The following is a 22,064-nucleotide window of genomic DNA, read 5'->3' as shown; positions in this document are numbered from 1 at the left end:
GTTGCTCTATGTCCAGGCGGGCGAGGCGCTGGTCGAGGTGGAGAACCAGCCCTCCTGCTCGTGCTGCGGGCAGGTGTGGGAGAGCCTGCCGTTGGCGGTGCGTACCTGGACGTGCCCGGACTGCCAAGCCCGGCACGACCGGGACGGCAACGCGGCAATCAATTTGAAGCATTACGCCGTGAGTTCCACGGTGTCGGCCTGTGGAGGGGAAGGCGCTGGCCCTGGCGGCAACGCCAGAGTGAAACCGGCCCCGTCGAAGCAGGAAGTTAGCAAAAAGCTACCTATGGGTAGCTTTGGATAGGTCTAACAGAACGGAATGACCATCGCCCGCGGTTTGTGCCTTGCCGAACGCGGCCCTGGCTTGTTTTCGGCAGCAGCGCAAGCGGGGGAACGGATGACTCGCCTTGGAGCTTTCGCGTGCGCCACCCCTTGCCCAAAGGGGCGGGCAGGTGCTGAATGCACCCATGGCCTACCGTCGAGATTCCTCCGGCGGGCAGTATCCGAGCCGCTCCGGGTGTCGCACGACTATCCTGATGCCGGCAGCGGGCGCACGGGGCCGCAGCGGTTAGCGCGATCCGCGGCCGCTCCGACGCGGCCAGTTCAGTTTCTATTGGGAGAATCAGCCGATGATCTATAAAGGTAAAGCCATCAGGGTTCAGGCCCTCGGGGATGGCATCGCCGAGATGCAGTTCGACCTTGAGGGCGATTCCGTCAACAAATTCAATCGCCTCACGCTGAACGAGTTCCGCCAGGTGGTCGATGTGCTGCGGGCGGAGACTTCGCTCAAGGGTGTGTTGGTTTCCAGCGCCAAGGGCATGTTCATCGTTGGCGCCGATATCACCGAATTCCTCGAACTGTTCCGGGCGCCCGAGGAGGAACTGCGCGGTTGGTGCCTGGAGGTCAACCGGATCTTCTCGGATTTCGAGGACCTGCCGGTGCCGACTGTGGTGGCGATCAACGGCATGGCTCTCGGTGGCGGCTTCGAGATGTGCCTGGCCTGCGACTTCCGGGTGATGGCCGAGTCGGCCAAGGTGGGGCTGCCGGAGGTCAAGTTGGGAATCAACCCCGGCTTCGGCGGCACCGTGCGCCTGCCGCGGCTGATCGGCAGCGACAATGCCATCGAGTGGATCGCCGCCGGCAAGGAGAACGGCGCCGCCGAGGCGCTCAAGGTCGGCGCGGCGGATGCCGTGGTCGCCGACGAGCGGCTGCGCGAGGCGGCCCTCGACCTGCTGAAGCGGGCCGCCGCCGGCGAACTGGACTTCCGCGCCCGCCGTCAGCCGAAGCTGGAGCCGCTCAAGCTCGGCAACATCGAGCAGATGCTGGCCTTCGAGAGCGCCAAGGCCTACGTGGCTGCCCAGGCCGGTCCGCATTACCCGGCGCCCCTGGCGGCGGTGAAGACCATCCAGAAGGCTGCCAACGCCGCGCGCGAGGCGGCGCTGGAGATCGAGGTCGGCGGCTTCGTCAAGCTGGCCGCCACCACGGTGGCGCAGAACCTGGTCGGGCTTTTCCTCAATGAGCAGGAACTCAAGCGCAAGGCCAGGAAATACGACAAGGACGCCCGCGAGGTGAAGCAGGCGGCGGTGCTCGGTGCCGGCATCATGGGCGGCGGCATCGCCTACCAGTCGGCGCTCAAGGGGACGCCGATCCTGTTGAAAGATATCCGCGAGGAGTCCATCCGCCAAGGCCTGGCCGAAGCCGACAAGCTGCTCGCCAAGCGGGTGGAGAAGGGCCGCCTGACGGTCGGGCAGATGGCCGAGGTGCTCAACGGCATCCGTCCGACCCTGTCCTACGGCGATTTTCTCCAGGTCGACCTGGTGGTCGAGGCGGTGGTCGAGCGGCTCGAGATCAAGCAGGCGGTGCTCGCCGAGGTGGAGGCCCAGGTGCCGGAGGAGGCGGTGATCGCCTCCAATACCTCGACTATCTCCATAAGCCGGCTGGCCGACTCGCTCAAGCGTCCGCAGCGCTTCTGCGGCATGCACTTCTTCAACCCGGTGCCGCTGATGACGCTGGTGGAGGTCATCCGGGGCCGGCAGACCGACGAGCGGACCATCGCCACCACCGTCGCCTACGCGCGCAAGATGGGCAAGACGCCCATCGTGGTCAACGACTGTCCGGGGTTCCTGGTCAACCGCGTGCTCTTCCCGTATCTCGCCGGCTTCACTCGGCTCCTGGCCGCCGGCATCGATTTCCGGCGCGTCGACCGGGTGATGGAGGGGTTCGGCTGGCCGATGGGGCCGGCCTACCTGCTCGATGTGGTCGGTATCGACACGGCGGTGCATGCGCGCAACGTGCTTGCCGAAGGCTATCCCGAGCGGATGAAGGAGGAGGGCGATACCGCCATCGACGTGCTGCTCAAGGCCGGCCGTCTCGGCCAGAAGAGCGGCAGCGGCTTCTACGCCTACGAGCGCGACGGCGGCGCCAAGCCGAAGAAGCTGGAGGACCCGCAGGTGGCCGAACTGCTCGGTCCGCTGGTGCGCGAGACGGGCGAGCTGAACGACGAGGAGATCGTCGCGCGGCTGATGCTGCCGCTGTGCCTGGAGACGGTGCGCTGTCTAGAGGAGGGCATCGTCGAGTCGGCCGCCGAGGCGGATATGGGCCTGATCTACGGCATCGGTTTCCCGCCCTTCCGTGGTGGTGCGCTGCGCTACATCGACACCCTCGGCGTCGCCCGCTTCGTCGAACTGGCCGACCGCCACGCCGACCTGGGGCCGCTGTACCGACCGACCGAACAACTGCGCGAAATGGCCCGCCAAGGCCGTACGTTTTTTGCCTGAGGGAGAGAGCCAAGTCATGAGTCCGAATCCGAAAGATGCCGTCATCGTCGACTTCGCCCGCACCCCGATGGGCCGTTCCAAGGGCGGCATGCACCGCCACACCCGCGCTGAGAACCTTTCCGCGCATCTCATCACCGAGTTGCTGGCGCGCAATCCGCAGGTCAACCCGGCGGAGGTCGAGGACGTGATTTGGGGCTGCGTCAACCAGACCCTGGAGCAGGGCTGGAACATCGCGCGCATGGCCGCGCTGTTGACGCCGATCCCGCACGGCAGCGGCGCGCAGACCGTCAACCGTCTATGCGGCTCCTCGATGAGCGCGCTGCACAGCGCGGTGCAGGCGATCCAGACCGGCAACGGCGAGGTATTCGTGGTCGGTGGCGTCGAGCACATGGGCCACCTGCCGATGACCCACGGAGTCGATCCGAACCCGAAGCTGTCCCTGCAGGTGGCCAAGGCCGCCGGGATGATGGGGCTGACCGCCGAGATGCTGGCGATGATGCATGGCGTGACCCGCGAGCAGCAGGACGCCTTCGCCCTGCGCTCGCACCAGCGGGCGCACCGCGCCACGGTCGAGGGTCACTTCGCCGAGGAAATAATACCGATCGAAGGTTACGACGAGCACGGCCAGTTGCGGGTCTTCGAGCAGGACGAGACGATCCGCCCGGATACCACCCTGGAGGGCCTGGCCAAGCTCAAACCGGTGTTCAACCCGAAGAGCGGTACTGTCACCGCGGGCAGTTCCTCGCAGATCACCGACGGCGCTTCCTGCATGATCGTCATGTCCGGCCAGCGCGCCCGCGACCTGGGCATCCGGCCGCTGGCCGTGGTGCGCGCCATGGCGGTGGTCGGGGTTGACCCGTCGATCATGGGCTACGGTCCGGTGCCGGCCACCCAGAAGGTGCTGGCGCGGGCCGGACTGTCGATGGCCGACATCGACTTCGTCGAGCTCAACGAAGCCTTCGCCGCCCAGGCCATCCCGGCGCTCAAGGACCTCAAGTTGCTCGACGTGCTGGACGACAAAGTCAATCTGCACGGCGGCGCCATCGCCCTGGGCCATCCCTTCGGCTGTTCGGGAGTGCGGATTTCCGGCACTCTGCTGAACATCATGCGGCAGAAGGGCGGCACCTTGGGGTTGGCGACCATGTGCATCGGTCTCGGCCAGGGCATCGCCACCGTCTTCGAGCGCGTCTGAGCCCGCTCGGCCAGTGCGACTGGGGCCTGTGCCCCGGTCGCGTTTTTCGCGCCCCCTGGGCGTATTCCTTTCCCGGAGAGCGCCATGACTGTACAACCCGGTCTCTACCGACATTACAAGGGAGCCGAATACCGCGTGCTCGGCATGGTCCGGCATTCCGAGAGCGAGGAGGAACTGGTGCTCTACCAGGCCCTGTACGGCGATTTCGGGCTCTGGGTCCGACCGCTGGCGATGTTCGCCGAAAGTGTCGAAGTTGACGGTCGCCGGATGCCGCGCTTTGCTTTGATTGGGGCGGAAACCCCGGCTTTTCCGGCTATCTAGGCCATAAGTACGGCCGGGCTGCCCTTGACCGCGCGTCGGCGGCCACTATATATAGCGCCGAACAGGAGCCTTGCGGTCGGTTGATTGAATCACTTTCGGCGTCCGAGGCCCCGAACTGCGTTGCCGCTCCTCGTTATAGCCCGGCTATGACCCCGTCACAGCGCCTTGTCTCGGAATTTCCCTCGGCCGAACCTGCGTTCAAGTACCGGCCTGGCAGGCAGACGCTCCTCGCTTTCACCTTTCGAATTAGGAATGCTCAGATCCATGGGTAAATCGCTGGTCATCGTGGAATCCCCGGCTAAGGCCAAGACCATCAACAAGTATCTGGGCAGCCAGTACGTGGTGAAGTCGAGCATCGGCCATATCCGTGACCTGCCCACCAGCGGCTCGGCCAGTACCGCCAAGGAGCCGGCCAAGCGCGGCAAGGGCATGGCCGAAGGGCCGGCGTTGTCGCCCAGGGACAAGGCCAAGCGTCAATTGTTCGCGCGCATGGGGGTCGATCCCGAGCACGGCTGGCAGGCCCATTACGAAATCCTGCCGGGCAAGGAAAAGGTGGTCGACGAGTTGCGCCGCCTGGCCCGGGAAGCCGACACCATCTATCTCGCCACCGACCTGGACCGCGAAGGGGAGGCCATTGCCTGGCACCTGCGCGAATCCATCGGCGGCGACGAGGAGCGCTACAAGCGCGTGGTGTTCAACGAAATCACCAAGAAGGCGATCCAGGAAGCTTTCTCCCAGCCGGGCGACCTGGATATCAACCGGGTTAATGCGCAGCAGGCGCGGCGCTTCCTCGACCGGGTGGTCGGCTACATGGTTTCGCCGCTGCTCTGGCAGAAGATCGCTCGCGGCCTGTCCGCCGGCCGCGTGCAGTCGGTGGCGGTGAAGCTGATCGTCGAGCGCGAGCGGGAGATCCGCGCCTTCATCCCGGAGGAGTTCTGGGAGGTGCATGCCGACCTGGGTACTGCCCGCGGCGACAAGGTGCGCTTCGAGGTGGCCAGGGAGAACGGCGAAGCGTTCCGCCCGCTCAACGAGGCCCAGGCCATGGCCGCGCTGGAGAAGCTCAAGGCCTCCAGCTACCGGGTGCTCAAGCGCGAGGACAAGCCGACCCGCAGCAAGCCCTCGGCGCCCTTCATCACCTCGACCCTGCAGCAGGCGGCGAGCAACCGCCTCGGCTTCTCGGTGAAAAAGACCATGATGATGGCCCAGCGCTTGTACGAGGCCGGCTACATCACCTACATGCGGACCGACTCGACTAACCTCTCCGCCGATGCTCTGGAAATGGCGCGTGGCTTTATCGACAGCGAGTTCGGTGGGAAGTACCTGCCGGCTAAGCCCAATGTCTACACCAGCAAGGAAGGCGCCCAAGAGGCCCACGAGGCGATCCGTCCCTCCGACGTCAACCTGCGGCCGAACCAGTTGGCCGGCATGGAGCGCGACGCAGAGCGCCTCTACGAGCTGATTTGGCGCCAGTTCGTCGCCTGCCAGATGCCACCGGCCGAATACCTGTCGACCAGCGTCAGCGTCCAGGCCGGCGACTTCGAGCTGCGCGCCAAGGGCCGTATCCTCAAGTTCGACGGCTATACCCGTGTGCTGCCGCAACTGGCCAAGCCCGGCGAGGACGACGTGCTGCCGGAGATGAGCGAGGGCGAACTGCTCGATCTGCTCAAGCTCGATCCCAGCCAGCATTTTACCAAGCCGCCGGCGCGCTACAGCGAGGCCAGCCTGGTCAAGGAGATGGAAAAGCGCGGGATCGGCCGGCCATCCACCTACGCGGCGATCATCTCGACCATCCAGGAGCGCGGCTACGTGACCCTGCAGAATCGCCGTTTCCATTCGGAGAAGATGGGCGAGATCGTCACCGAGCGGCTCGGCGAGAGCTTCGCCAACCTGATGGACTACGGCTTTACCGCCAGCATGGAGGAGCATCTGGACGACGTCGCCCAGGGCGAGCGCGACTGGAAGAACCTGCTCGACGAGTTCTACGGCGATTTCCGCAGGAAGCTGGAGGCGGCCGAATCCAGCGAAGCCGGCATGCGCGCTAACCAGCCGACCCTGACCGACATTCCCTGCCGCGAATGCGGCCGGCCGATGATGATCCGCACCGCCTCGACCGGCGTGTTCCTCGGCTGCTCGGGCTATAACTTGCCGCCCAAGGAGCGCTGCAAGGCGACCGTCAATCTGATCCCAGGCGACGAGATCGCCGCGGACGACGAGGGCGAGTCCGAGTCCCTGCTGCTGCGCCACAAGCGCCGCTGCCCGAAGTGCGGCACGGCGATGGACGCCTATCTGCTCGACGAGCGGCACAAGCTGCACATCTGCGGTAACAATCCGGACTGTCCCGGCTACGAGATCGAGGAGGGCCAGTACCGCATCAAGGGTTACGAGGGGCCGACCCTGGAGTGCGACAAGTGCGGTAGCGAGATGCAGCTCAAGACCGGTCGTTTCGGCAAGTTCTTCGGCTGTACCAACGCCGCCTGCAAGAACACCCGCAAGCTGCTGAAGAACGGCGAGCCGGCGCCGCCGAAGATGGATGCGGTGAAAATGCCGGAGCTGCGCTGCGAGAAGGTCGACGATGTTTACGTGCTGCGCGACGGCGCTTCCGGCCTGTTTCTCGCCGCCAGCCAGTTCCCGAAGAACCGCGAGACCCGTGCGCCGCTGGTCCTGGAACTGTTGCCGCATCGCGACGAGATCGACCCGAAATACCACTTCCTGCTGGAGGCCCCTAGCCACGACCCGGAAGGGCGCCCGGCGGTGATCCGCTTCAGCCGCAAAACCAAGGAGCAATACGTGCAGAGCGAGGTCGAAGGCAAGCCCAGCGGCTGGCGTGCTTTCTATCGGGACGGCCGCTGGGTGGTCGAGGACAAGCACTGATCCTCCGGTGTATCGCGCTCCCAGCGGAAAAGCGCCTGTCGTGGACGGCCTGTCGGAGATGGCCGGTGCCGTCCATGCCGTGGGTCCATACTTGATCGCACTTTGACCTGGTATACAGTGGCTGTCTCGAATTGGAGGTTGCCTGCATGGCCCACGAGCTTTATACACGCACCAACCAGAAACTCTATTTCGCTGGCCTGGCGCTGGCATCCCTGCGCCAAGCGGAGGAAAGCCGGGCGCTGAACGCCCAGGCGCAGGCCATGGCGGAGCGCGAGGCGGTGCTTTTTCACCTGCATGGTGCCCTGCTAGGGCTGTGCCATGAAATCGCCGGCTTCTACCACCTGCTCGAGGCGGGTGCGCCGCGGGTCGAACGCTTCCTGGATGCCGGATTGCTGCGTGCGGCGCCCAGTCCGGAGTTGGCGGAGCTGGTGGAGCTGGCTAGCCAGCCCGAAACCTGGCTAGCCGAACTGCTGGATCAGCATGCCCGGTTGTTCCAGCCGCCACAGGCGCCGAAGAAGGCCAAGGTCGATTCGCGGCTGCCGTTGATCGAAACGGTGGGCCTGGACGCGGAAGAGGCGTCGCCGCTCCCGAGCACCAAGCAACTGGAGCAGTGGAGAAAGTCGCTCAAGGATCTGGCCCTGCGCTTTCGCGAGTCCCTGACCGAGTGCTGAGCGGGTAGGGGAGCGGCGGTCATCCAGGGATGTTCAGGATCGGCTGTTACATTACAATGTCCGGCCTTTTCCACGAGCAGCCCCCTATGCCTACGTCCTTTCTCGAAATCGTCGAACTGCCCGATGGGCGAATCGCCTTGCGTCGTGCCGACGACGAAGAAGAGCTGGTCATCCTCGACTTTTCCGAAAGCGCGAAGAGCTTTCTGCAGGGGTATCACATCGAGGTAGCCAAGGCCATGCTGAACGTGGGCGTGCAGATGGCCGGGCGTCTAGCCGAGGGCGACTTCGAGAGCGACGAACTGCCGCGCGTTCTGCACTGAAGTCGGCCGTGCCCGTGGGAAGTGGGTGCTATATTCGCCTTTCGCTACAAGGTTGTGGACTTCAACCCAGTCGGATGTTCAGGCTCTGAGCCCGACCGATTCGTGCGGCCTGGAGCAACCGGTGTCTGGTCGGCCGACTCACCTGGTTCAGCCAACTGACCACCGTATGACTGTGCCCTAGGCGCAGGGCCTCGCACGCCAGCTTGCTTGCTTCCTGTTCGCGAGAGGAGTGCAGCAGGAGAATCCGCTCGCGATTGAGGCCGGCCTCGCGCAGCCAGCCGTGGCTCAGATTGGCCGGGGGGGCCACCAGAGTCAGCCAGCGTCCGTCGTCGCCCTGGCTCAATTCGCGCAGCATGGGGGCGAGCAAGAAAAGGCATTGACCGGCATCGCCACGCAGGCTGAGTTCGCTAAATGGCTCCGTCTGTCTGGCGGGGGGCGATCCGGGCGCTTTCCCGTCGTTGCGGCGGGACGGCCGGGCCAGCGCCGCTTCGAACGGCAACGACTGTGCGTTCAGGGACTGCGAGAGCTGCATGCTTCCTCCTAGCGGCGTATCACGCCGACACTCAATCCTTCGATGGTCAGGTCCTGCTCGGTCAAGTCTATTTCGAGCGGAGAGAATTCCGGGTTTTCGGCGATCAGCCAGACCTTGTCCCCATCGCGCCTGAAGCGCTTGACGGTGACCTCGTCATTGAGGCGCACCACCACGATCTGGCCGTTGTGCGCCTCGCGGCAGGTGTGCACGGCGAGCAGGTCGCCATCGTAGATGCCAACGTCCCTCATGCTCATGCCACGTACCCGCAGCAGGTAGTCGGCGCGGGGATGGAAGAAGCCCGGATCGATCTGGCAGGTTTCCTCGATGTGCTGCTGGGCGAGGATCGGTGCGCCGGCCGCGACCCGGCCGACGATGGGCAGGCTGGTCGGTTCGCTTTCGATTTCGCTGCCGGGAATGCGGATGCCGCGGGAGGCGCCCGGAGTCATTTCGATCGCGCCCTTGCGCGCCATCGCCTTGAGATGCTCTTCCGCCGCGTTGGGGGACTTGAAGCCGAGTTCCCTGGCGATCTCCGCCCGGGTCGGCGGATAACCGTTCTCTTCCAGACAGCGCTTGATGAAGGCGAGGATTTCGACTTGGCGAGGCGTCAGTTTGTACATGGAGGCTGCTCTGTATTTTTATCCAGTTACTGGGATTGTATACAGTATTCTTCGACTGGCAACCGATTGGTTGAGGATGCTTGCAATCCCTCCTCAGTCCGCTGTCCGAATTGCAATACAATGGCGGTTCAAGGGAATGAAAGTCGTCACTGGCGGAGGAAGCATGCCCCACTCGGAAACTGTCGAGCGCATCCTGGACGCTGCCGAGCAACTGTTCGCGGAAAGGGGATTCGCCGAGACCTCGCTACGACTGATCACCAGCAAGGCCGATGTCAATCTGGCTGCGGTGAACTACCACTTCGGTTCGAAAAGCGCGCTCATCGAGGCGGTTTTCTCCCGGGTACTCGGCCCCTTCTGCAGCGGCCTGGGGCGTGAGCTGGACCGCCGCCAGGCCGTGGGCGTGAGCCTCGAGGAGCTTCTGGAAATCACCATCGCACAGGCACAGGCGGCGCGTCCGCGCAGCGGCATGGCGATTTTCATGCGTCTGCTCAGTCTGGTTCTGAGCCAGGGGCAGGAACACCTGCGGCGCTATCTCGAGGACACTTACGGCAAGCTTTTCCGCCGCTACCTGCTGCTACTGGAGGAGGTGGTGCCGGGGATTCCGCCGCTGGAGCTGTTCTGGCGCACCCATTTCATGCTCGGCGCGGCCTCCTTCAGCCTGTCCGGGATCGATACGCTGCGCGCTTTCGCCGCGGAGCGTTTCGAGGTGCAGACTTCCAACGAACAGGCGTTGCGCCTGCTGGTGCCCTTTCTCGCCGCCGGCATGCGCGCCGGGAGTGCCATCGACGACCCGCAACTGGCCAATGCCCGGCCCAGGCCGCGTGGCAAGGCGGCGCAGCCCTAGCGCGGTTCGCCCCGTTTCGCCCGAGGCGGACGAGTAGCGAGGCGGTGGGCGGCATCGCCCCGATCGGCTAAGCTAGCGGCCCATGCGAATGCTCGACTTTCTTCATATTTCCCTGGCGGATCAGACGCTGTACGGTTTCGCCGATGGTCGCCTGCGCCTGTGCCTGGCGGTTTCCACCGCGTTGAACGGTCCCGGCGAGCGGTCCGGTTCCGGCTGTACGCCGCGCGGCTTGCACCAGGTGCGTGCGAAGATCGGCGCAGGCCTGCCAGCAGGAGCTGTGCTGCGCGGGCGGCGCTGGACCGGCGAGGTCTGGACGCCGGAGCTGCACGAAGCCTTTCCCGGCCGCGACTGGATTCTCAGTCGAATCCTTTGGCTGAGCGGCTGCGAAGTCGGCCGCAACCGGCTCGGTCCGGTAGACACCTTCCGTCGCTACATCTATCTCCATGGCACGCCGGACAGCGAGCCCATGGGGGTGCCGCGTTCCCACGGCTGCGTGCGCCTGCGCAACGCCGACCTGCTGGAGCTTTACCCGCGCGTGCCCCTGCACTGCCGCGTGCGGATCGAAGAAGCGCCGTGCCCCGAGTGGGCGGCGACCGATTTCAGTTGAAGGATTTTTCATGCAAGGCTCTTTGATGCTGGACATCGCCGGTACCTGGCTGACCGCCGAAGATCGCCAGTTGCTGCGCCAGCCCGAGGTAGGCGGCCTGATTCTGTTCGCCCGCAATATCGAGCACCCGGCCCAGGTCCGCGAGCTCTGCGCGGCGATCCGTGCCGAGCGCTCCGACCTGCTGCTCGCCGTGGATCAGGAGGGCGGCCGCGTGCAACGCCTGCGCCAGGGGTTCGTGCGTTTGCCGGCGATGGGTGCGCTGGCCGCACATGGGGAGAACAAATGGCTGGCCGAGGAGTGCGGCTGGCTGATGGCGACCGAGGTGCTGGCAGCCGGGTTGGATTTCAGTTTCGCGCCGGTTCTGGATCTCGATCATGGGCGCAGCGCAGTGATCGGCTCGCGCGGCTTCGCTGGCGAACCGGAGGCGGTCATCCGCCTAGCCGGGGCTTTCGTCCGTGGCATGCATGCCGCCGGCATGGCTGCCACCGGCAAGCATTTCCCCGGCCATGGCTGGGCGGAAGCCGATTCCCATGTGGCCATCCCCACCGACGAGCGCAGTCTCGATGCGATCCGCGCTCAGGACCTGCTGCCCTTCCAGCGCCTCGGCGGACAACTGGATGCGCTGATGCCGGCGCACGTCATCTATCCGCAGGTCGATGCGCAGCCGGCCGGCTTCTCCCGCCGCTGGTTGCAGGACATCCTGCGCGGCGAGCTGGGCTTCGGCGGGGTGGTGTTCAGCGACGACCTGTCGATGGCCGGTGCCCATGTGGCCGGCGATGCGGCTGCGCGGATCGAGGCGGCGCTCGCCGCCGGTTGCGACATGGGGCTGGTATGCAACGACCGGGCGGCGGCAGAACTGGCCCTGTCTGCCCTGCAGCGCCTCGGCGCGAAGCCGTCGCCGCGTTTGGTGGGGATGCGCCGACGGGCTTTCCCTGGCGTCGATTACAAGCAGAACCCACGCTGGCTGCGCGCGCTCAAGAGTCTGCGCCAAGCCCGGCTGATCGATTGAGGAGATGACATGACGGTCCATGCGATCATCGGCGGTACCGGTCTGACCCAACTGGAAGGACTGCGCATCCATCAGTCCCTGTCGCTGGAGACGCCTTTCGGCACTCCCTCGGCGGACATCCTGCGCGGCGACTACGCCGGCCGCGAGGTGCTGTTCCTGGCGCGCCACGGCCACCCGCATTGCATTCCGCCGCATCGGGTCAATTACCGGGCCAACCTCTGGGCGCTGCGCCAGGCCGGCGCCACGGCAATCCTCGCGGTCAATGCGGTTGGCGGCATTCATGCGGCGATGGGTACCGGGCATTTCTGTGTGCCGCACCAGATTGTCGATTACACCTTCGGCCGGGCGCACACCTACTTCGAGGACGATCTCGACACTGTCACCCATGTAGATTTCAGCCACCCCTATGACCAGACCCTGCGCCAGCGGCTGATGGCTGCCCTGGCCGCCGAAGGCTGCGCCTTCAGCGGGCACGGAGTCTATGGCTGTACTCAGGGGCCGCGCCTAGAAACCGCCGCCGAGGTCGTCCGTCTGGAGCGGGACGGCTGCGACATCGTCGGCATGACCGGCATGCCCGAGGCGGTATTGGCCCGGGAGCTGGAGCTGCCTTACGCCTGTTTGGCGCTGGTGGTGAATCCGGCGGCGGGCAAGAGCACGGCGCTGATCACCATGGACGACATCGAGCGCGCCATAGGCGCGGGAATGGGTAAGGCCCGGGCGGTGCTAGGGCGGGTCCTGACGGCCTGAGGCGTTTCCTGAAAACGACGAGGACTCCGGCGGTCCTCGTCGTTCGGCATGCGTCAGAGGGCCGTGATCCGGATCAGCAGGCCCAGATTGCCGTGGTCGAAGAAGGTGAGTTGGCCGGTGGACAGGCGGTTGGTCTGTTTCAAGCGCTCGCTGCCGGCGAGGAAGCCGACATTGTCGAAGCGATTGATCCAGAATTCCGCGGCGACGTCCAGGTAACGTCCTTGGGTCAGGTCCAACGTGCCTTCGATGGGGTAATGGCCGTGGCTTTCCTTGCCGGCGCTCAACGCCATCCGGCTCGTCGTGCCGCCCAACTGCTGCTGCCAGGCTTGGTGCAGCAGGACCTTGTAACCCTCTGCCCTAGCCAGCTTGGCTACCTGCTCCTCTAGCGCCGGTGTCCGACGGTTCGTGTCGTTCAGGGTCTGCGCGCCGGCGGCCCAGTTCTCCGCCGGCGGCTGGCCCGCGGGCAGCGGGTCGCCGGGCTGGCGGAACAGGATCAATTCGACCTGGTACAGCCCTTCGGCAAACGCAGCCGGGGCAAGCAGGGCGAGCAGCAGGGGAAGCAGGCGTAGCGCACGCATGGGGATCTGTCCTTACGCGGATGGCGGAGTCAGGCGCTCGAGCAGCGCCTCGAGGGTGTTGAAGCGTTCTTCCGGGCGTTCCATGGGCATCTGGAACCTGAGCAGGGTGGCGCCTTCGAACTTGTAGCGGTTCGGCTGGCTCTGGATCAGCTTGATCAGCACCAGCGGATCGACGCAGGTGTGGGCGGCGAATTCAATGCGGCCGCCCTGGGGGCCGGCATCGATCTTGGCGATGCCGAGCCGTTCCGCCTGCAGCTTCAGCCGGGTCAGGCGAATCAGGTGCTTGGTCGGTTCGGGCAGGAGACCGAAGCGGTCGATCATCTCCACCTGCAGTTCCTTGAGTTCTTCCTCTTCGCTCGCCGAGGCGATGCGCTTGTAGAGGATCAGGCGGGCGTGCACGTCCGGCAGGTAGTCTTCGGGGATCAGCGCCGGAACCCGCAGGTTGATGTCCGGACCGCCGCCCAGCGGCTGCTCGAGGTTCGGTTGCTCGCCCTTGCGGATGGCCTTGACCGCACGCTCGAGCATTTCCATGTAGAGGGTGAAGCCGACCGCCTGGATCTGGCCGCTCTGGCCCTCGCCGAGTAGTTCGCCGGCGCCGCGGATCTCCAAGTCGTGGGTGGCCAGGACGAAGCCGGCGCCGAGGTCCTGGGCGCCGGCGATAGCCTCCAGGCGCTTCTGGGCGTCTTCGGTCATCTGCTTGCGCGGCGGGGTGAGTAGGTAGGCATAGGCCTGGTGGTGGCTGCGACCGACCCGGCCGCGCAACTGGTGCAACTGGGCCAGGCCGAACTTGTCGGCGCGTTCGATGACGATGGTGTTGGCGCTGGGCACGTCGATGCCAGTCTCGATGATGGTCGAGGCCACCAGTACGTTGAAGCGCTTGTGGTAGAAGTCGCCCATCACCTGTTCCAGTTCGCGCTCGCGCATCTGCCCGTGACCGATGGCGATGCGTGCCTCGGGTACTAGTTCGGCCAGTTCGCGAGCGCATTTCTCGATGGTCTTCACCTCGTTGTGCAGGTAATAGACTTGGCCGCCGCGCAGCAACTCGCGCAGCAGCGCCTCGCGGATCAGGGTGTTCTGCTGCTCCATGACGAAGGTGCGCACCGACAGCCGGCGCGCCGGCGGGGTGGCGATGATCGACAGGTCGCGCATGCCGGCGATGGCCATGTTCAGGGTGCGCGGGATCGGCGTAGCGGTCAGGGTGAGGATGTCCACCTCGCTGCGCAGAGCTTTGAGCTGCTCCTTTTGGCGCACGCCGAAGCGGTGTTCCTCGTCGATGATGGCGAGGCCCAGATTCCTGAACTTGACGTCGTCCTGCAGGAGTTTGTGGGTGCCGATGACGATGTCGATCTTGCCTTCGGCCAGTGCGGCGATGGCGCCTTCGACTTCCTTGGCTGACTTGAAGCGGCTCATCACCTCGACCTTCACTGGCCAATCGGCGAAGCGGTCGCGAAAGCTGTTGTAGTGCTGCTGGGCGAGCAGGGTGGTCGGCACCAGCACCGCGACCTGCCTGCCGCTATGCACGGCAATGAAGGCGGCGCGCATAGCCACTTCGGTCTTGCCGAAGCCGACGTCGCCGCAGATCAGGCGATCCATCGGCCGGGGCGCCAGCATGTCGGTGCGCACCGCGTCGATGGCGGCCTGCTGGTCGGGAGTTTCCTCGAAGGGGAAGCTGGCGCTGAAGGTTTCGTAGTCGGTGGCCGGGTCCTTGAACGCGAAGCCCGCGCGGGCGGCACGCCGGGCATAGATGTCGAGCAGCTCGGCGGCGACGTCGCGGACCTGCTCGGCGGCCTTGCGCTTGGCCCTCTGCCATTGCTCCGAGCCCAGCCGGTGCAGCGGGGCGAGGGCGTCGTCGCTGCCGGTATAGCGGGCGATCAGATGCAGGTTGGCCACCGGTACGTAGAGCTTGGCTTCCTCGGCGTACTCCAGCATGAGGAACTCGGCGGCCTGGCCCTCGACCTCCAGGGTGATCAGCCCGCGGTAACGGCCGATGCCGTGGTCGATATGCACCACGGGCGCGCCCTCGCGCAGCTCGGTAAGGTGCTTGATGACGTTGTCGCCGCCGTCGCGCGCCTTTTCCCGGCGCCGGCGCTGCATCACCCGCTGGCCGAACAACTGGCTCTCGGCGATCAATGCCAGGGCTGGTTCGTCGAGCAGCAGGCCCTCGTCCAGCGGGGCGATGGCGATGGCTAGGTGTTCCGTGGTGGCGAGAAAGCCCGGCCAGCCGTCGACGCTCTGCGGGCGCAGATTCAGGCGCGCGAGCAGTTCCAGAAGTACTTCACGGCGGCCGGCCGACTCGGCGGTGAACAGCACGCGGCCCGGGAAGCCGTCGAGGAAACCTGCCAAGGCCGCCAGCGGCTGGCTGGCCCTGGCGTCGATCGCCAACGACGGCAGTGCGCGCGCTGGCAGGCGCTCGCGGCCGACACCGGGTTTGATCTCTTCGGCCGAGACGATCGCCCGGGGCCAATTCTTCAGGCGCGCGAAACAGTCCTCTACCGGCAAGAACAGCTCGGCGGGCGGCAGCAGCGGCCGTTCCGGATCGAGGCGGCGCTCCTCATAGCGGTTGCGCACGTCGCTCCAGAAGTGCTCGGCGGCTTGTTCGATGCCGGGCAGGGAGAACACCTGGGTGGCGGACGGCAGGTAGTCGAAGAGGGTGGCGGTTTCCTCGAAGAACAACGGCAGGTAGTACTCGATGCCGGCCGGGGTGATGCCGCTGGCAAGGTCCTGGTAGATCGGGCAGCGGCGGAAGTCGACGTCGAAACGCTCGCGGAAGCGGGCACGGAAGGCGGCGACCGCCTCCTTGCGCAGCGGGAATTCGCGGGCCGGCAGCAGACGTATCGACTCGACCTTGTCGATCGAGCGCTGCGTCTCTGGATCGAAGGTGCGCAGGGTCTCAATCTCGTCGTCGAACAGGTCAATGCGGTAGGGTCGCTCGCTGCCCATGGGAAAGAGATCGATCAGGGCGCCGCGCACGGCGAACTCGCCGTGTTCGTAGACGGTTTCCACACAGCGGTAGCCGGCCGCTTCCAGGCGCTGGCGCATCTGTTCCACATCGAGCCGCTGGCCGACGTCCAGCACCAGGCTGCTGCCCAGCAGGAAAGGCTTCGGCGCCAGACGGTGCAAGGCGGTGGTGATCGGCACCACCAGCACGCCATGGCTCAGTTCCGGCAGGCGGTAAAGGCTGGCGATGCGTTGCGAGATAATGTCCTGGTGCGGCGAGAAGAGGTCGTAGGGCAGGGTTTCCCAGTCCGGGAATTGCAGCACCGGAAGCGCCGGGGCGAAGAAGCGGAGATCCTGTTCCAGGCGTTCGGCGCTCAGGCTATCGGCGGTCAGGAGCAGGGTGAAGCGCTTGGCTGCGGCGCTAGCGGCTTCGGCGATCGCCAGGGGAAGCGCCGTGCCCGGCAGGTTGCCCCAGTGTTGTTTGCCGGGGGCCGCCGGCAGGGTCGGAAAACGCAATAGGGACACGGGGAGGCGTGGCTCCGGTAAAAAAATGATATCCGGTCGATTGTAACTATCCGCGTGCTTTGCTGTCAGTGTTTCATCCGCAGTACATTGCCGGTCCATACCGGTATAGCCATAATGTAGTCATTTTTAGTTGCCCCTACACGTAAGAAGGTATTGCCCGTGAATCAGAAGCCCGACCAGTGTCTTGGTGAATGGATTGACCGTGAAGCGCTCGCTGAGGCGATGATCCCGCTGATCGGTCAGCTCTATCGCAATAACAACGTGGTGACCTCGATTTTCGGACGTCCCCTGATCAACCAATCCGTGATCGCTGTCCTCAAGGCCCATCGCTTCGCCCGACACCGTCAGACCGACGAGGCCGAGCTTTCGGTGCGCGAGACCTTCCCGATCCTCAAGGTCATGAGCGAGCTGAAGCTCGGCGCCGCTTCCGTCGATCTGGGCAAGATGGCCAGCAAGTACCGGGAGGCCGGTGCCGGTCGCTCCGTCGAGCAGTTCGTGCGCGACGAGCTGTCCGAGGTTGTCGGCACGCAGAGCAGCATCCAGCACAAAGGCAGCGACGTGGTGCTCTATGGTTTCGGCCGCATCGGCCGCCTGCTGGCGCGCATACTGATCCAGAAGACTGGCGGCGGCGACGGACTGCGCCTGCGTGCCATCGTCGTGCGCAAGGGCGCCGACAACGATCTGGCCAAGCGCGCCAGCCTGTTGCGCCGCGATTCGGTGCACGGCCCGTTCGACGGCACCATCGCCGTGGACGAGCAAAGCAATACCATTCTCGCCAACGGCAACCTGATCCAGGTGATCTACTCCAACGATCCGACCTCCGTCGATTACACCCAGTACGGCATCCAGAACGCCATCGTGGTCGACAACACCGGCAAGTGGCGCGACGCCGAAGGCCTCGGCCAGCATCTGAAGTGCCCGGGCGTCGCCCGCGTGGTGCTGACCGCTCCGGGCAAGGGGGAGCTGAAAAACATCGTGCATGGCATCAACCATCGCGAGATCACCGACGAGGACAAGATTGTCTCCGCAGCTTCCTGCACCACCAATGCCATCGTGCCGGTACTGAAGGCGGTGAACGACAAGTTCGGCATCGTCAATGGTCACGTGGAGACCGTGCATTCCTACACCAACGACCAGAACCTGATCGACAACTTCCACAAGGGCAGCCGCCGCGGTCGAAGCGCCCCGCTGAACATGGTGATCACCGAGACCGGGGCGGCCACCGCCGCGGCCAAGGCCCTGCCCGAGTTAAAGGGTAAGCTGACCGGCAACGCGATTCGCGTGCCGACGCCAAACGTTTCCATGGCGATCCTCAACCTGAACCTGGAAAAGTCCACCAGCCGCGACGAGATCAACGAGTACCTGCGTCAGGTGGCGATGTTCTCCGAACTGCACAAGCAGATCGACTTCGTCAACTCGTCCGAGGTGGTATCGACCGACTTCGTCGGTTCCCGCCATGCCGGAGTGGTGGATGCCGAAGCCACCATCTGCACCGACAATCGGGTCGTGCTCTATATCTGGTACGACAACGAGTTCGGTTACAGTTGCCAGGTGATACGCGTACTCGAGGAAATGGCCGGAGTCAATCCGCCGGTTTTCCCCAACTGATCATTACATGATGCGAAAACGGGAGCCCATGGGCTCCCGTTTTCGTTTGGCCTCGTCGCACGGCCCTGTCGTGGTGCATGCCGAAAAGAAAAACTCTCTCCAAGAAACTATAAAAAACAAGCTCTTTGGTGGTTATCACCCTACGGCATCCCTATAATCGGGCGGATTTTTTCCTGGAATCGAAGACTGTAGAGCGCAGGAACGGTTGCGGCTTGCCGCGCCGTTTCTTGATCAATGCTGCCTTGAGCCCTGAAGATTTGCTTTTAAATCAATGGGTTAGGCCTGGAGCCTATGATCAGAATCAAACGAGGGCTCGACTTGCCCATCACAGGCGAGCCGACGCAGCGTGTGGAAGCTGCCAGACCGGTTCGCAGCGTAGCTGTAATAGGCTTCGACTATCACGACATGAAGCCAACCATGAACGTGCAGGTCGGCGACCGGGTCAAGCTCGGTCAAGTCCTATTCAGCGACAAGAGGACCCCCGGAGTTCAATATACCGCTCCGGGGGCCGGGGTCGTCAGCGCCATCCACCACGGTGCCCAACGCGTCCTCCAGTCGGTGGTCATCGACCTGGAGGGCGACGAAGAAGAAACCTTCGTCCAGTATCCGCAGGAGCAACTGGAAAGCCTGAGCAGCGAGCAGGTACGCGAGAATCTGCAGCGTTCCGGCCTTTGGACCGAATTGCGCACCCGTCCATTCAGTCGCGTACCGGCTATCGACGCGACGCCCAGTTCGATCTTCGTCACCGCGCTCGACACCCATCCGCACATCTTCGACCAGCTCGAGCGCCTGAAATCCAAGCGCAAGATGAGCTTCTGGTACGGTGCACGTTCCCTGCGCGAGGCCTTCTACGTCGAGGAATACAATCAGTTGCAGGCGGAGAACCCGAACTTCTGCTGGCACCTGGCGTTGTCCGACCCGCAGCTCGAGGACAACTGGACGGGGCCGACCGGCTTCATCCACAACGTGCTCTACGAGAACTATCTGAATGACCATCCGGCTCCGGAGGACTGCGAGTTCTACATGTGCGGCCCGCCGATGATGAACGCGGCGGTGATCAAGATGCTGCTCGATCTGGGCGTCGAACAGGAGAATATCTTGCTCGATGATTTTGGCGGCTAGCGGTGGTCGCTGCACTGCTGAAGCCCGCCATCGTGGCCGTCTTAGCGGCCACGATGGCGGGCTGTATGTTTTCTGAACAGGTGGAAAGTTTCGTCGGCCCGACCATGGGCAGTACCTATTCGGTGAAGTACGTCCAGCGCCGGGGAACTCCTGCCAAGGAGGAGTTGCAGCGCGAGACCGAGGCGATCCTGGCCGATCTCGATCGACAGGTTTCCACCTACCGTTCTGACTCGGATATCGAACGCTTCAACGCACTTCCAGCAGGCAGTTGCGCAGCGGTGCCGGACGAGGTGCGCACCCTGGTGGCTGCCGGCGAACGCCTTTCCGTGGAGAGCGAGGGTGCGCTGGATCTGACCGTCGGCCCCCTGCTCGATCTCTGGGGCTTCGGTCCGCACGGCCATGGCGAACAGGTACCGGATGCCGAGGCGATCGCCGCGGCACGCCAGCGCGTGGGGCATCGGTATCTGCGCATCGACGGCGAGCGGTTGTGTAAGGATGCCCCGGTACGGGTGGATTTCAACAGCATCGCCGCCGGCCATGCGGTCGACCAGGTCGCCGCCCGGTTCGAGGCGCTGGGCGTGGACAGCTACCTGGTGGAAATCACCGGCGAACTCAAAGCTAGGGGGCATAAGCCCGACGGCACGCCCTGGCGGATCGCCATCGAGGCGCCCCATGACAACGAACGGGTCGCGCAGCGGATCATCGACCTCGATGGCTATGCGGTTTCCACATCGGGCGACTACCGCAATTTCTTCGAGCAGGATGGCAAGCGCTATTCCCATACGGTGGACCCCAGGCTCGGCGCGCCGGTCGCCCACCGGCTGGCCTCGGTGACAGTCGTGGACCCTTCGGCTCTCTGGGCGGACGGTCTGTCCACCGTTCTGATGGTGCTCGGCGAGGAACGCGGCCTGGCTTTCGCGGAGCAGCGGGGTATCGCCGCCTTTCTGGTGATTCGCGACGGGCAGACGTTCGTCACCAAAAGTACGGCAACCTTTGACCGACTGTTCGGCAAGGGAGACAAGCAATGATCTGGGTAGTGGTTTTTCTCATCATGCTGCTGGTGATGCTGGGCATGTCCATCGATGTGATCATGGGCCGCAGGCTGATCGCCGGCTCCTATGGCGGTATCGCCAACCTGGGGATCGAGAAGGACGATTGTCCCATCTGCGATGGCGATCAGGACAAGTGCGAAGAGGCGAATGCCGGGAGCGGCAAGGCGGCCAAGCCTCGCCTCGCCTATGACGCCAACAGGGATTGACCGCTTTAGGGCGGGCTGGAGATACCCAAAAGGCCTATAGCAACCCGACCGGCGTTAGAGTATTCAGTCGGGTGCCGAGCGAATTCGTCAACCGCGCCGGGGGCGCCCCGGCGCGTTTTCAGGAGTAAGTATGGCTGTATATAACTACGATGTGGTGGTAATCGGCACAGGCCCTGCTGGCGAAGGGGCAGCGATGAATGCCGTGAAGGCCGGGCGCAAGGTAGCGGTCGTGGATGATCGCCCTCAGGTCGGCGGCAACTGCACCCACCTCGGAACCATTCCCTCCAAGGCGCTGCGCCACTCGGTGCGGCAGATCATGCAGTACAACAATAACCCGCTGTTCCGCCAGATCGGTGAGCCGCGCTGGTTCTCCTTCGCCGATGTTTTGAAGAGCGCCGAGCAGGTCATCGCCAAGCAAGTTTCCTCGCGGACCGGCTACTATGCGCGCAACCGTATCGATACCTTCTTCGGGACCGCGAGCTTCTGCGACGAGCACACCATCGAGGTCGTCCACCTCAACGGCATGGTGGAAACGCTGGTGGCCAAGCAGTTCGTCATCGCCACCGGGTCGCGTCCCTACCGCCCGGCCGATGTCGATTTCACCCATCCGCGCATCTACGACAGCGACACCATCCTCAGCCTCGGCCACACGCCGCGCCGGTTGATCATCTACGGAGCGGGGGTGATCGGCTGCGAATATGCCTCTATCTTCAGTGGCCTAGGCGTGCTGGTCGATCTCATCGATAACCGCGACCAACTGCTCAGTTTCCTTGACGACGAAATCTCCGACTCGCTCAGCTACCACCTGCGCAACAACAACGTGCTGATCCGTCACAACGAGGAATACGAGCGTGTCGAAGGCTTGGGCAACGGGGTGATCCTGCACCTCAAGTCCGGCAAGAAGATCAAGGCCGACGCCTTCCTGTGGAGCAACGGCCGTACCGGCAATACCGACAAGCTGGGCCTGGAGAACATCGGTCTCAAAGCCAATGGTCGCGGACAGATCCAGGTCGACGAGCACTACCGCACCGAAGTCAGCAACATCTATGCCGCTGGTGATGTGATCGGCTGGCCTAGCCTGGCCAGCGCCGCCTATGACCAGGGCCGTTCGGCTGCGGGCAGTATCACCGAGAACGATAGCTGGCGTTTCGTCGACGACGTGCCGACCGGCATCTACACCATTCCCGAGATCAGTTCGGTCGGCAAGACCGAGCGCGAACTGACCCAGGCGAAGGTTCCCTACGAGGTCGGCAAAGCCTTCTTCAAAAGCATGGCCCGGGCACAGATCGCCGTCGAGAAGGCCGGCATGCTGAAGATCCTCTTTCACCGCGAGACGCTGGAAGTCCTCGGCGTGCACTGCTTCGGCTATCAGGCTTCGGAAATCGTCCACATCGGCCAGGCGATCATGAACCAGAAGGGCGAGGCGAATACCCTCAAGTATTTCATCAATACCACCTTCAACTACCCGACCATGGCCGAAGCTTACCGGGTGGCGGCCTACGACGGTCTTAATCGGCTTTTTTGAGAGGCT

Annotated in this window: 20 protein-coding genes and 1 pseudogene; 17 read left to right on the top strand and 4 right to left on the bottom strand. The window is 64.4% G+C overall.

Going from position 1 to position 22,064, the window contains the following annotated elements:
* The first annotated feature begins 1 nt into the window (after position 1).
* The 7 genes from ACGI6K_RS15510 (at position 2) to ACGI6K_RS15480 (ending at position 8,149) form a co-directional block, all read left to right on the top strand.
* A complete protein-coding gene (locus ACGI6K_RS15510) occupies positions 2–301 on the top strand; it encodes a zinc ribbon domain-containing protein (RefSeq protein WP_394542963.1) in 300 nt (99 codons plus the stop codon).
* A gap of 325 nt (positions 302–626) precedes the next feature.
* On the top strand, positions 627–2,774 hold the full coding sequence (gene fadB / locus ACGI6K_RS15505) for a fatty acid oxidation complex subunit alpha FadB (protein WP_376942245.1): 2,148 nt from the start codon (positions 627–629) through the stop codon (positions 2,772–2,774).
* 16 nt (positions 2,775–2,790) lie between these two features.
* Positions 2,791–3,966, top strand: a complete 1,176-nt coding sequence (gene fadA / locus ACGI6K_RS15500; RefSeq protein ID WP_376942247.1) for an acetyl-CoA C-acyltransferase FadA — start codon at positions 2,791–2,793, stop codon at positions 3,964–3,966.
* A gap of 84 nt (positions 3,967–4,050) precedes the next feature.
* Positions 4,051–4,287, top strand: coding sequence for a DUF1653 domain-containing protein (locus ACGI6K_RS15495; protein ID WP_376942249.1), 237 nt, complete (start codon positions 4,051–4,053; stop codon positions 4,285–4,287).
* Between the two features lie 264 nt (positions 4,288–4,551).
* A complete protein-coding gene (gene topA / locus ACGI6K_RS15490; RefSeq protein ID WP_376942251.1) occupies positions 4,552–7,158 on the top strand; it encodes a type I DNA topoisomerase in 2,607 nt (868 codons plus the stop codon).
* Between the two features lie 146 nt (positions 7,159–7,304).
* Positions 7,305–7,829 (top strand): DUF6586 family protein, encoded by a 525-nt coding sequence (locus tag ACGI6K_RS15485; RefSeq protein ID WP_376942253.1) that lies wholly within the window; start codon positions 7,305–7,307, stop codon positions 7,827–7,829.
* A gap of 86 nt (positions 7,830–7,915) precedes the next feature.
* A complete protein-coding gene (locus ACGI6K_RS15480) occupies positions 7,916–8,149 on the top strand; it encodes a hypothetical protein (protein ID WP_376942255.1) in 234 nt (77 codons plus the stop codon).
* A gap of 61 nt (positions 8,150–8,210) precedes the next feature.
* On the opposite strand, the gene sulA is transcribed toward ACGI6K_RS15480, so the two are convergent.
* Together sulA and lexA are read right to left on the bottom strand one after the other, a co-directional pair.
* A complete protein-coding gene (gene sulA / locus ACGI6K_RS15475; protein ID WP_376942257.1) occupies positions 8,211–8,681 on the bottom strand; it encodes an SOS-induced cell division inhibitor SulA in 471 nt (156 codons plus the stop codon).
* An 8-nt stretch (positions 8,682–8,689) separates the two neighbouring features.
* Positions 8,690–9,298, bottom strand: a complete 609-nt coding sequence (gene lexA, locus ACGI6K_RS15470) for a transcriptional repressor LexA (protein WP_376942259.1) — start codon at positions 9,296–9,298, stop codon at positions 8,690–8,692.
* Positions 9,299–9,461: 163 nt separating this feature from the next.
* On the opposite strand from lexA, the gene ACGI6K_RS15465 reads away from it, so the two are divergent.
* From ACGI6K_RS15465 to ACGI6K_RS15450, 4 genes are all read left to right on the top strand, one after another.
* Complete coding sequence (locus ACGI6K_RS15465) at positions 9,462–10,142, top strand: TetR/AcrR family transcriptional regulator (protein WP_376942261.1); 681 nt, start codon at positions 9,462–9,464, stop codon at positions 10,140–10,142.
* Positions 10,143–10,224: 82 nt separating this feature from the next.
* Entirely contained in the window at positions 10,225–10,749 is a 525-nt protein-coding gene (locus ACGI6K_RS15460) for a L,D-transpeptidase family protein (RefSeq protein ID WP_376942263.1), read from the top strand.
* Positions 10,750–10,759: 10 nt separating this feature from the next.
* Positions 10,760–11,758 carry a beta-N-acetylhexosaminidase gene (gene nagZ / locus ACGI6K_RS15455; protein ID WP_376942265.1) on the top strand — a complete coding sequence of 333 codons (999 nt, stop codon included), beginning with the start codon at positions 10,760–10,762 and terminating at the stop codon, positions 11,756–11,758.
* A 9-nt stretch (positions 11,759–11,767) separates the two neighbouring features.
* Positions 11,768–12,505, top strand: coding sequence for an S-methyl-5'-thioinosine phosphorylase (locus ACGI6K_RS15450; protein ID WP_376942267.1), 738 nt, complete (start codon positions 11,768–11,770; stop codon positions 12,503–12,505).
* 53 nt (positions 12,506–12,558) lie between these two features.
* On the opposite strand, the gene ACGI6K_RS15445 is transcribed toward ACGI6K_RS15450, so the two are convergent.
* On the bottom strand, positions 12,559–13,083 hold the full coding sequence (locus tag ACGI6K_RS15445) for a CsiV family protein (RefSeq protein ID WP_376942269.1): 525 nt from the start codon (positions 13,081–13,083) through the stop codon (positions 12,559–12,561).
* A 12-nt stretch (positions 13,084–13,095) separates the two neighbouring features.
* Positions 13,096–16,545, bottom strand: a complete 3,450-nt coding sequence (gene mfd, locus ACGI6K_RS15440) for a transcription-repair coupling factor (protein WP_376942271.1) — start codon at positions 16,543–16,545, stop codon at positions 13,096–13,098.
* Positions 16,546–16,704: 159 nt separating this feature from the next.
* Between mfd and ACGI6K_RS15435 the strand changes: the two genes are divergently transcribed.
* The 6 genes and pseudogenes from ACGI6K_RS15435 to sthA all read left to right on the top strand — a co-directional run bounded on the left by ACGI6K_RS15435 (position 16,705) and on the right by sthA (position 22,058).
* Positions 16,705–18,153 carry a glyceraldehyde-3-phosphate dehydrogenase gene (locus tag ACGI6K_RS15435; RefSeq protein WP_376942273.1) on the top strand — a complete coding sequence of 483 codons (1,449 nt, stop codon included), beginning with the start codon at positions 16,705–16,707 and terminating at the stop codon, positions 18,151–18,153.
* 291 nt (positions 18,154–18,444) lie between these two features.
* Positions 18,445–18,714: pseudogene (locus ACGI6K_RS15430) on the top strand (NADH:ubiquinone reductase (Na(+)-transporting) subunit A); the annotation flags it as partial.
* On the top strand, positions 18,712–19,275 hold the full coding sequence (locus ACGI6K_RS15425) for a hypothetical protein (protein WP_420492559.1): 564 nt from the start codon (positions 18,712–18,714) through the stop codon (positions 19,273–19,275). The pseudogene ACGI6K_RS15430 and the gene ACGI6K_RS15425, both read left to right, overlap by 3 nt.
* Positions 19,276–19,328: 53 nt before the next feature.
* The gene (locus tag ACGI6K_RS15420; RefSeq protein WP_376942277.1) at positions 19,329–20,303 is read left to right on the top strand and encodes an FAD:protein FMN transferase; all 975 of its coding nucleotides are present in this window, start codon (positions 19,329–19,331) and stop codon (positions 20,301–20,303) included.
* Positions 20,300–20,533: a (Na+)-NQR maturation NqrM gene (gene nqrM / locus ACGI6K_RS15415; RefSeq protein ID WP_376942279.1), complete on the top strand. Its 234-nt coding sequence runs from the start codon at positions 20,300–20,302 to the stop codon at positions 20,531–20,533. Before ACGI6K_RS15420 ends, nqrM begins: the two co-directional genes overlap by 4 nt.
* 82 nt (positions 20,534–20,615) lie before the next feature.
* Positions 20,616–22,058 (top strand): Si-specific NAD(P)(+) transhydrogenase, encoded by a 1,443-nt coding sequence (sthA, locus tag ACGI6K_RS15410; protein ID WP_376942402.1) that lies wholly within the window; start codon positions 20,616–20,618, stop codon positions 22,056–22,058.
* Positions 22,059–22,064: the final 6 nt, after the last annotated feature.

Origin of the sequence: Azorhizophilus paspali (assembly GCF_043587585.2) — a bacterium.
Taxonomy (GTDB): domain Bacteria; phylum Pseudomonadota; class Gammaproteobacteria; order Pseudomonadales; family Pseudomonadaceae; genus Azotobacter; species Azotobacter paspali.
Note: the sequence above shows the minus strand (reverse complement) of the source record. Positions and strands in the feature narration are given on the sequence as shown.

What these genes read in the sequence shown, in the direction of transcription:
- fadB (WP_376942245.1), top strand. Translation starts at nt 627, where the DNA reads ATGATCTATAAAGGTAAAGCCATCAGGGTTCAGGCCCTCGGGGATGGC.
- fadA (WP_376942247.1), top strand. Translation starts at nt 2,791, where the DNA reads ATGAGTCCGAATCCGAAAGATGCCGTCATCGTCGACTTCGCCCGCACC.
- ACGI6K_RS15495 (WP_376942249.1), top strand. Translation starts at nt 4,051, where the DNA reads ATGACTGTACAACCCGGTCTCTACCGACATTACAAGGGAGCCGAATAC.
- topA (WP_376942251.1), top strand. Translation starts at nt 4,552, where the DNA reads ATGGGTAAATCGCTGGTCATCGTGGAATCCCCGGCTAAGGCCAAGACC.
- ACGI6K_RS15485 (WP_376942253.1), top strand. Translation starts at nt 7,305, where the DNA reads ATGGCCCACGAGCTTTATACACGCACCAACCAGAAACTCTATTTCGCT.
- ACGI6K_RS15480 (WP_376942255.1), top strand. Translation starts at nt 7,916, where the DNA reads ATGCCTACGTCCTTTCTCGAAATCGTCGAACTGCCCGATGGGCGAATC.
- sulA (WP_376942257.1), bottom strand. Translation starts at nt 8,681, where the DNA reads ATGCAGCTCTCGCAGTCCCTGAACGCACAGTCGTTGCCGTTCGAAGCG.
- lexA (WP_376942259.1), bottom strand. Translation starts at nt 9,298, where the DNA reads ATGTACAAACTGACGCCTCGCCAAGTCGAAATCCTCGCCTTCATCAAG.
- ACGI6K_RS15465 (WP_376942261.1), top strand. Translation starts at nt 9,462, where the DNA reads ATGCCCCACTCGGAAACTGTCGAGCGCATCCTGGACGCTGCCGAGCAA.
- ACGI6K_RS15460 (WP_376942263.1), top strand. Translation starts at nt 10,225, where the DNA reads ATGCGAATGCTCGACTTTCTTCATATTTCCCTGGCGGATCAGACGCTG.
- nagZ (WP_376942265.1), top strand. Translation starts at nt 10,760, where the DNA reads ATGCAAGGCTCTTTGATGCTGGACATCGCCGGTACCTGGCTGACCGCC.
- ACGI6K_RS15450 (WP_376942267.1), top strand. Translation starts at nt 11,768, where the DNA reads ATGACGGTCCATGCGATCATCGGCGGTACCGGTCTGACCCAACTGGAA.
- ACGI6K_RS15445 (WP_376942269.1), bottom strand. Translation starts at nt 13,083, where the DNA reads ATGCGTGCGCTACGCCTGCTTCCCCTGCTGCTCGCCCTGCTTGCCCCG.
- ACGI6K_RS15420 (WP_376942277.1), top strand. Translation starts at nt 19,329, where the DNA reads ATGGCGGGCTGTATGTTTTCTGAACAGGTGGAAAGTTTCGTCGGCCCG.
- nqrM (WP_376942279.1), top strand. Translation starts at nt 20,300, where the DNA reads ATGATCTGGGTAGTGGTTTTTCTCATCATGCTGCTGGTGATGCTGGGC.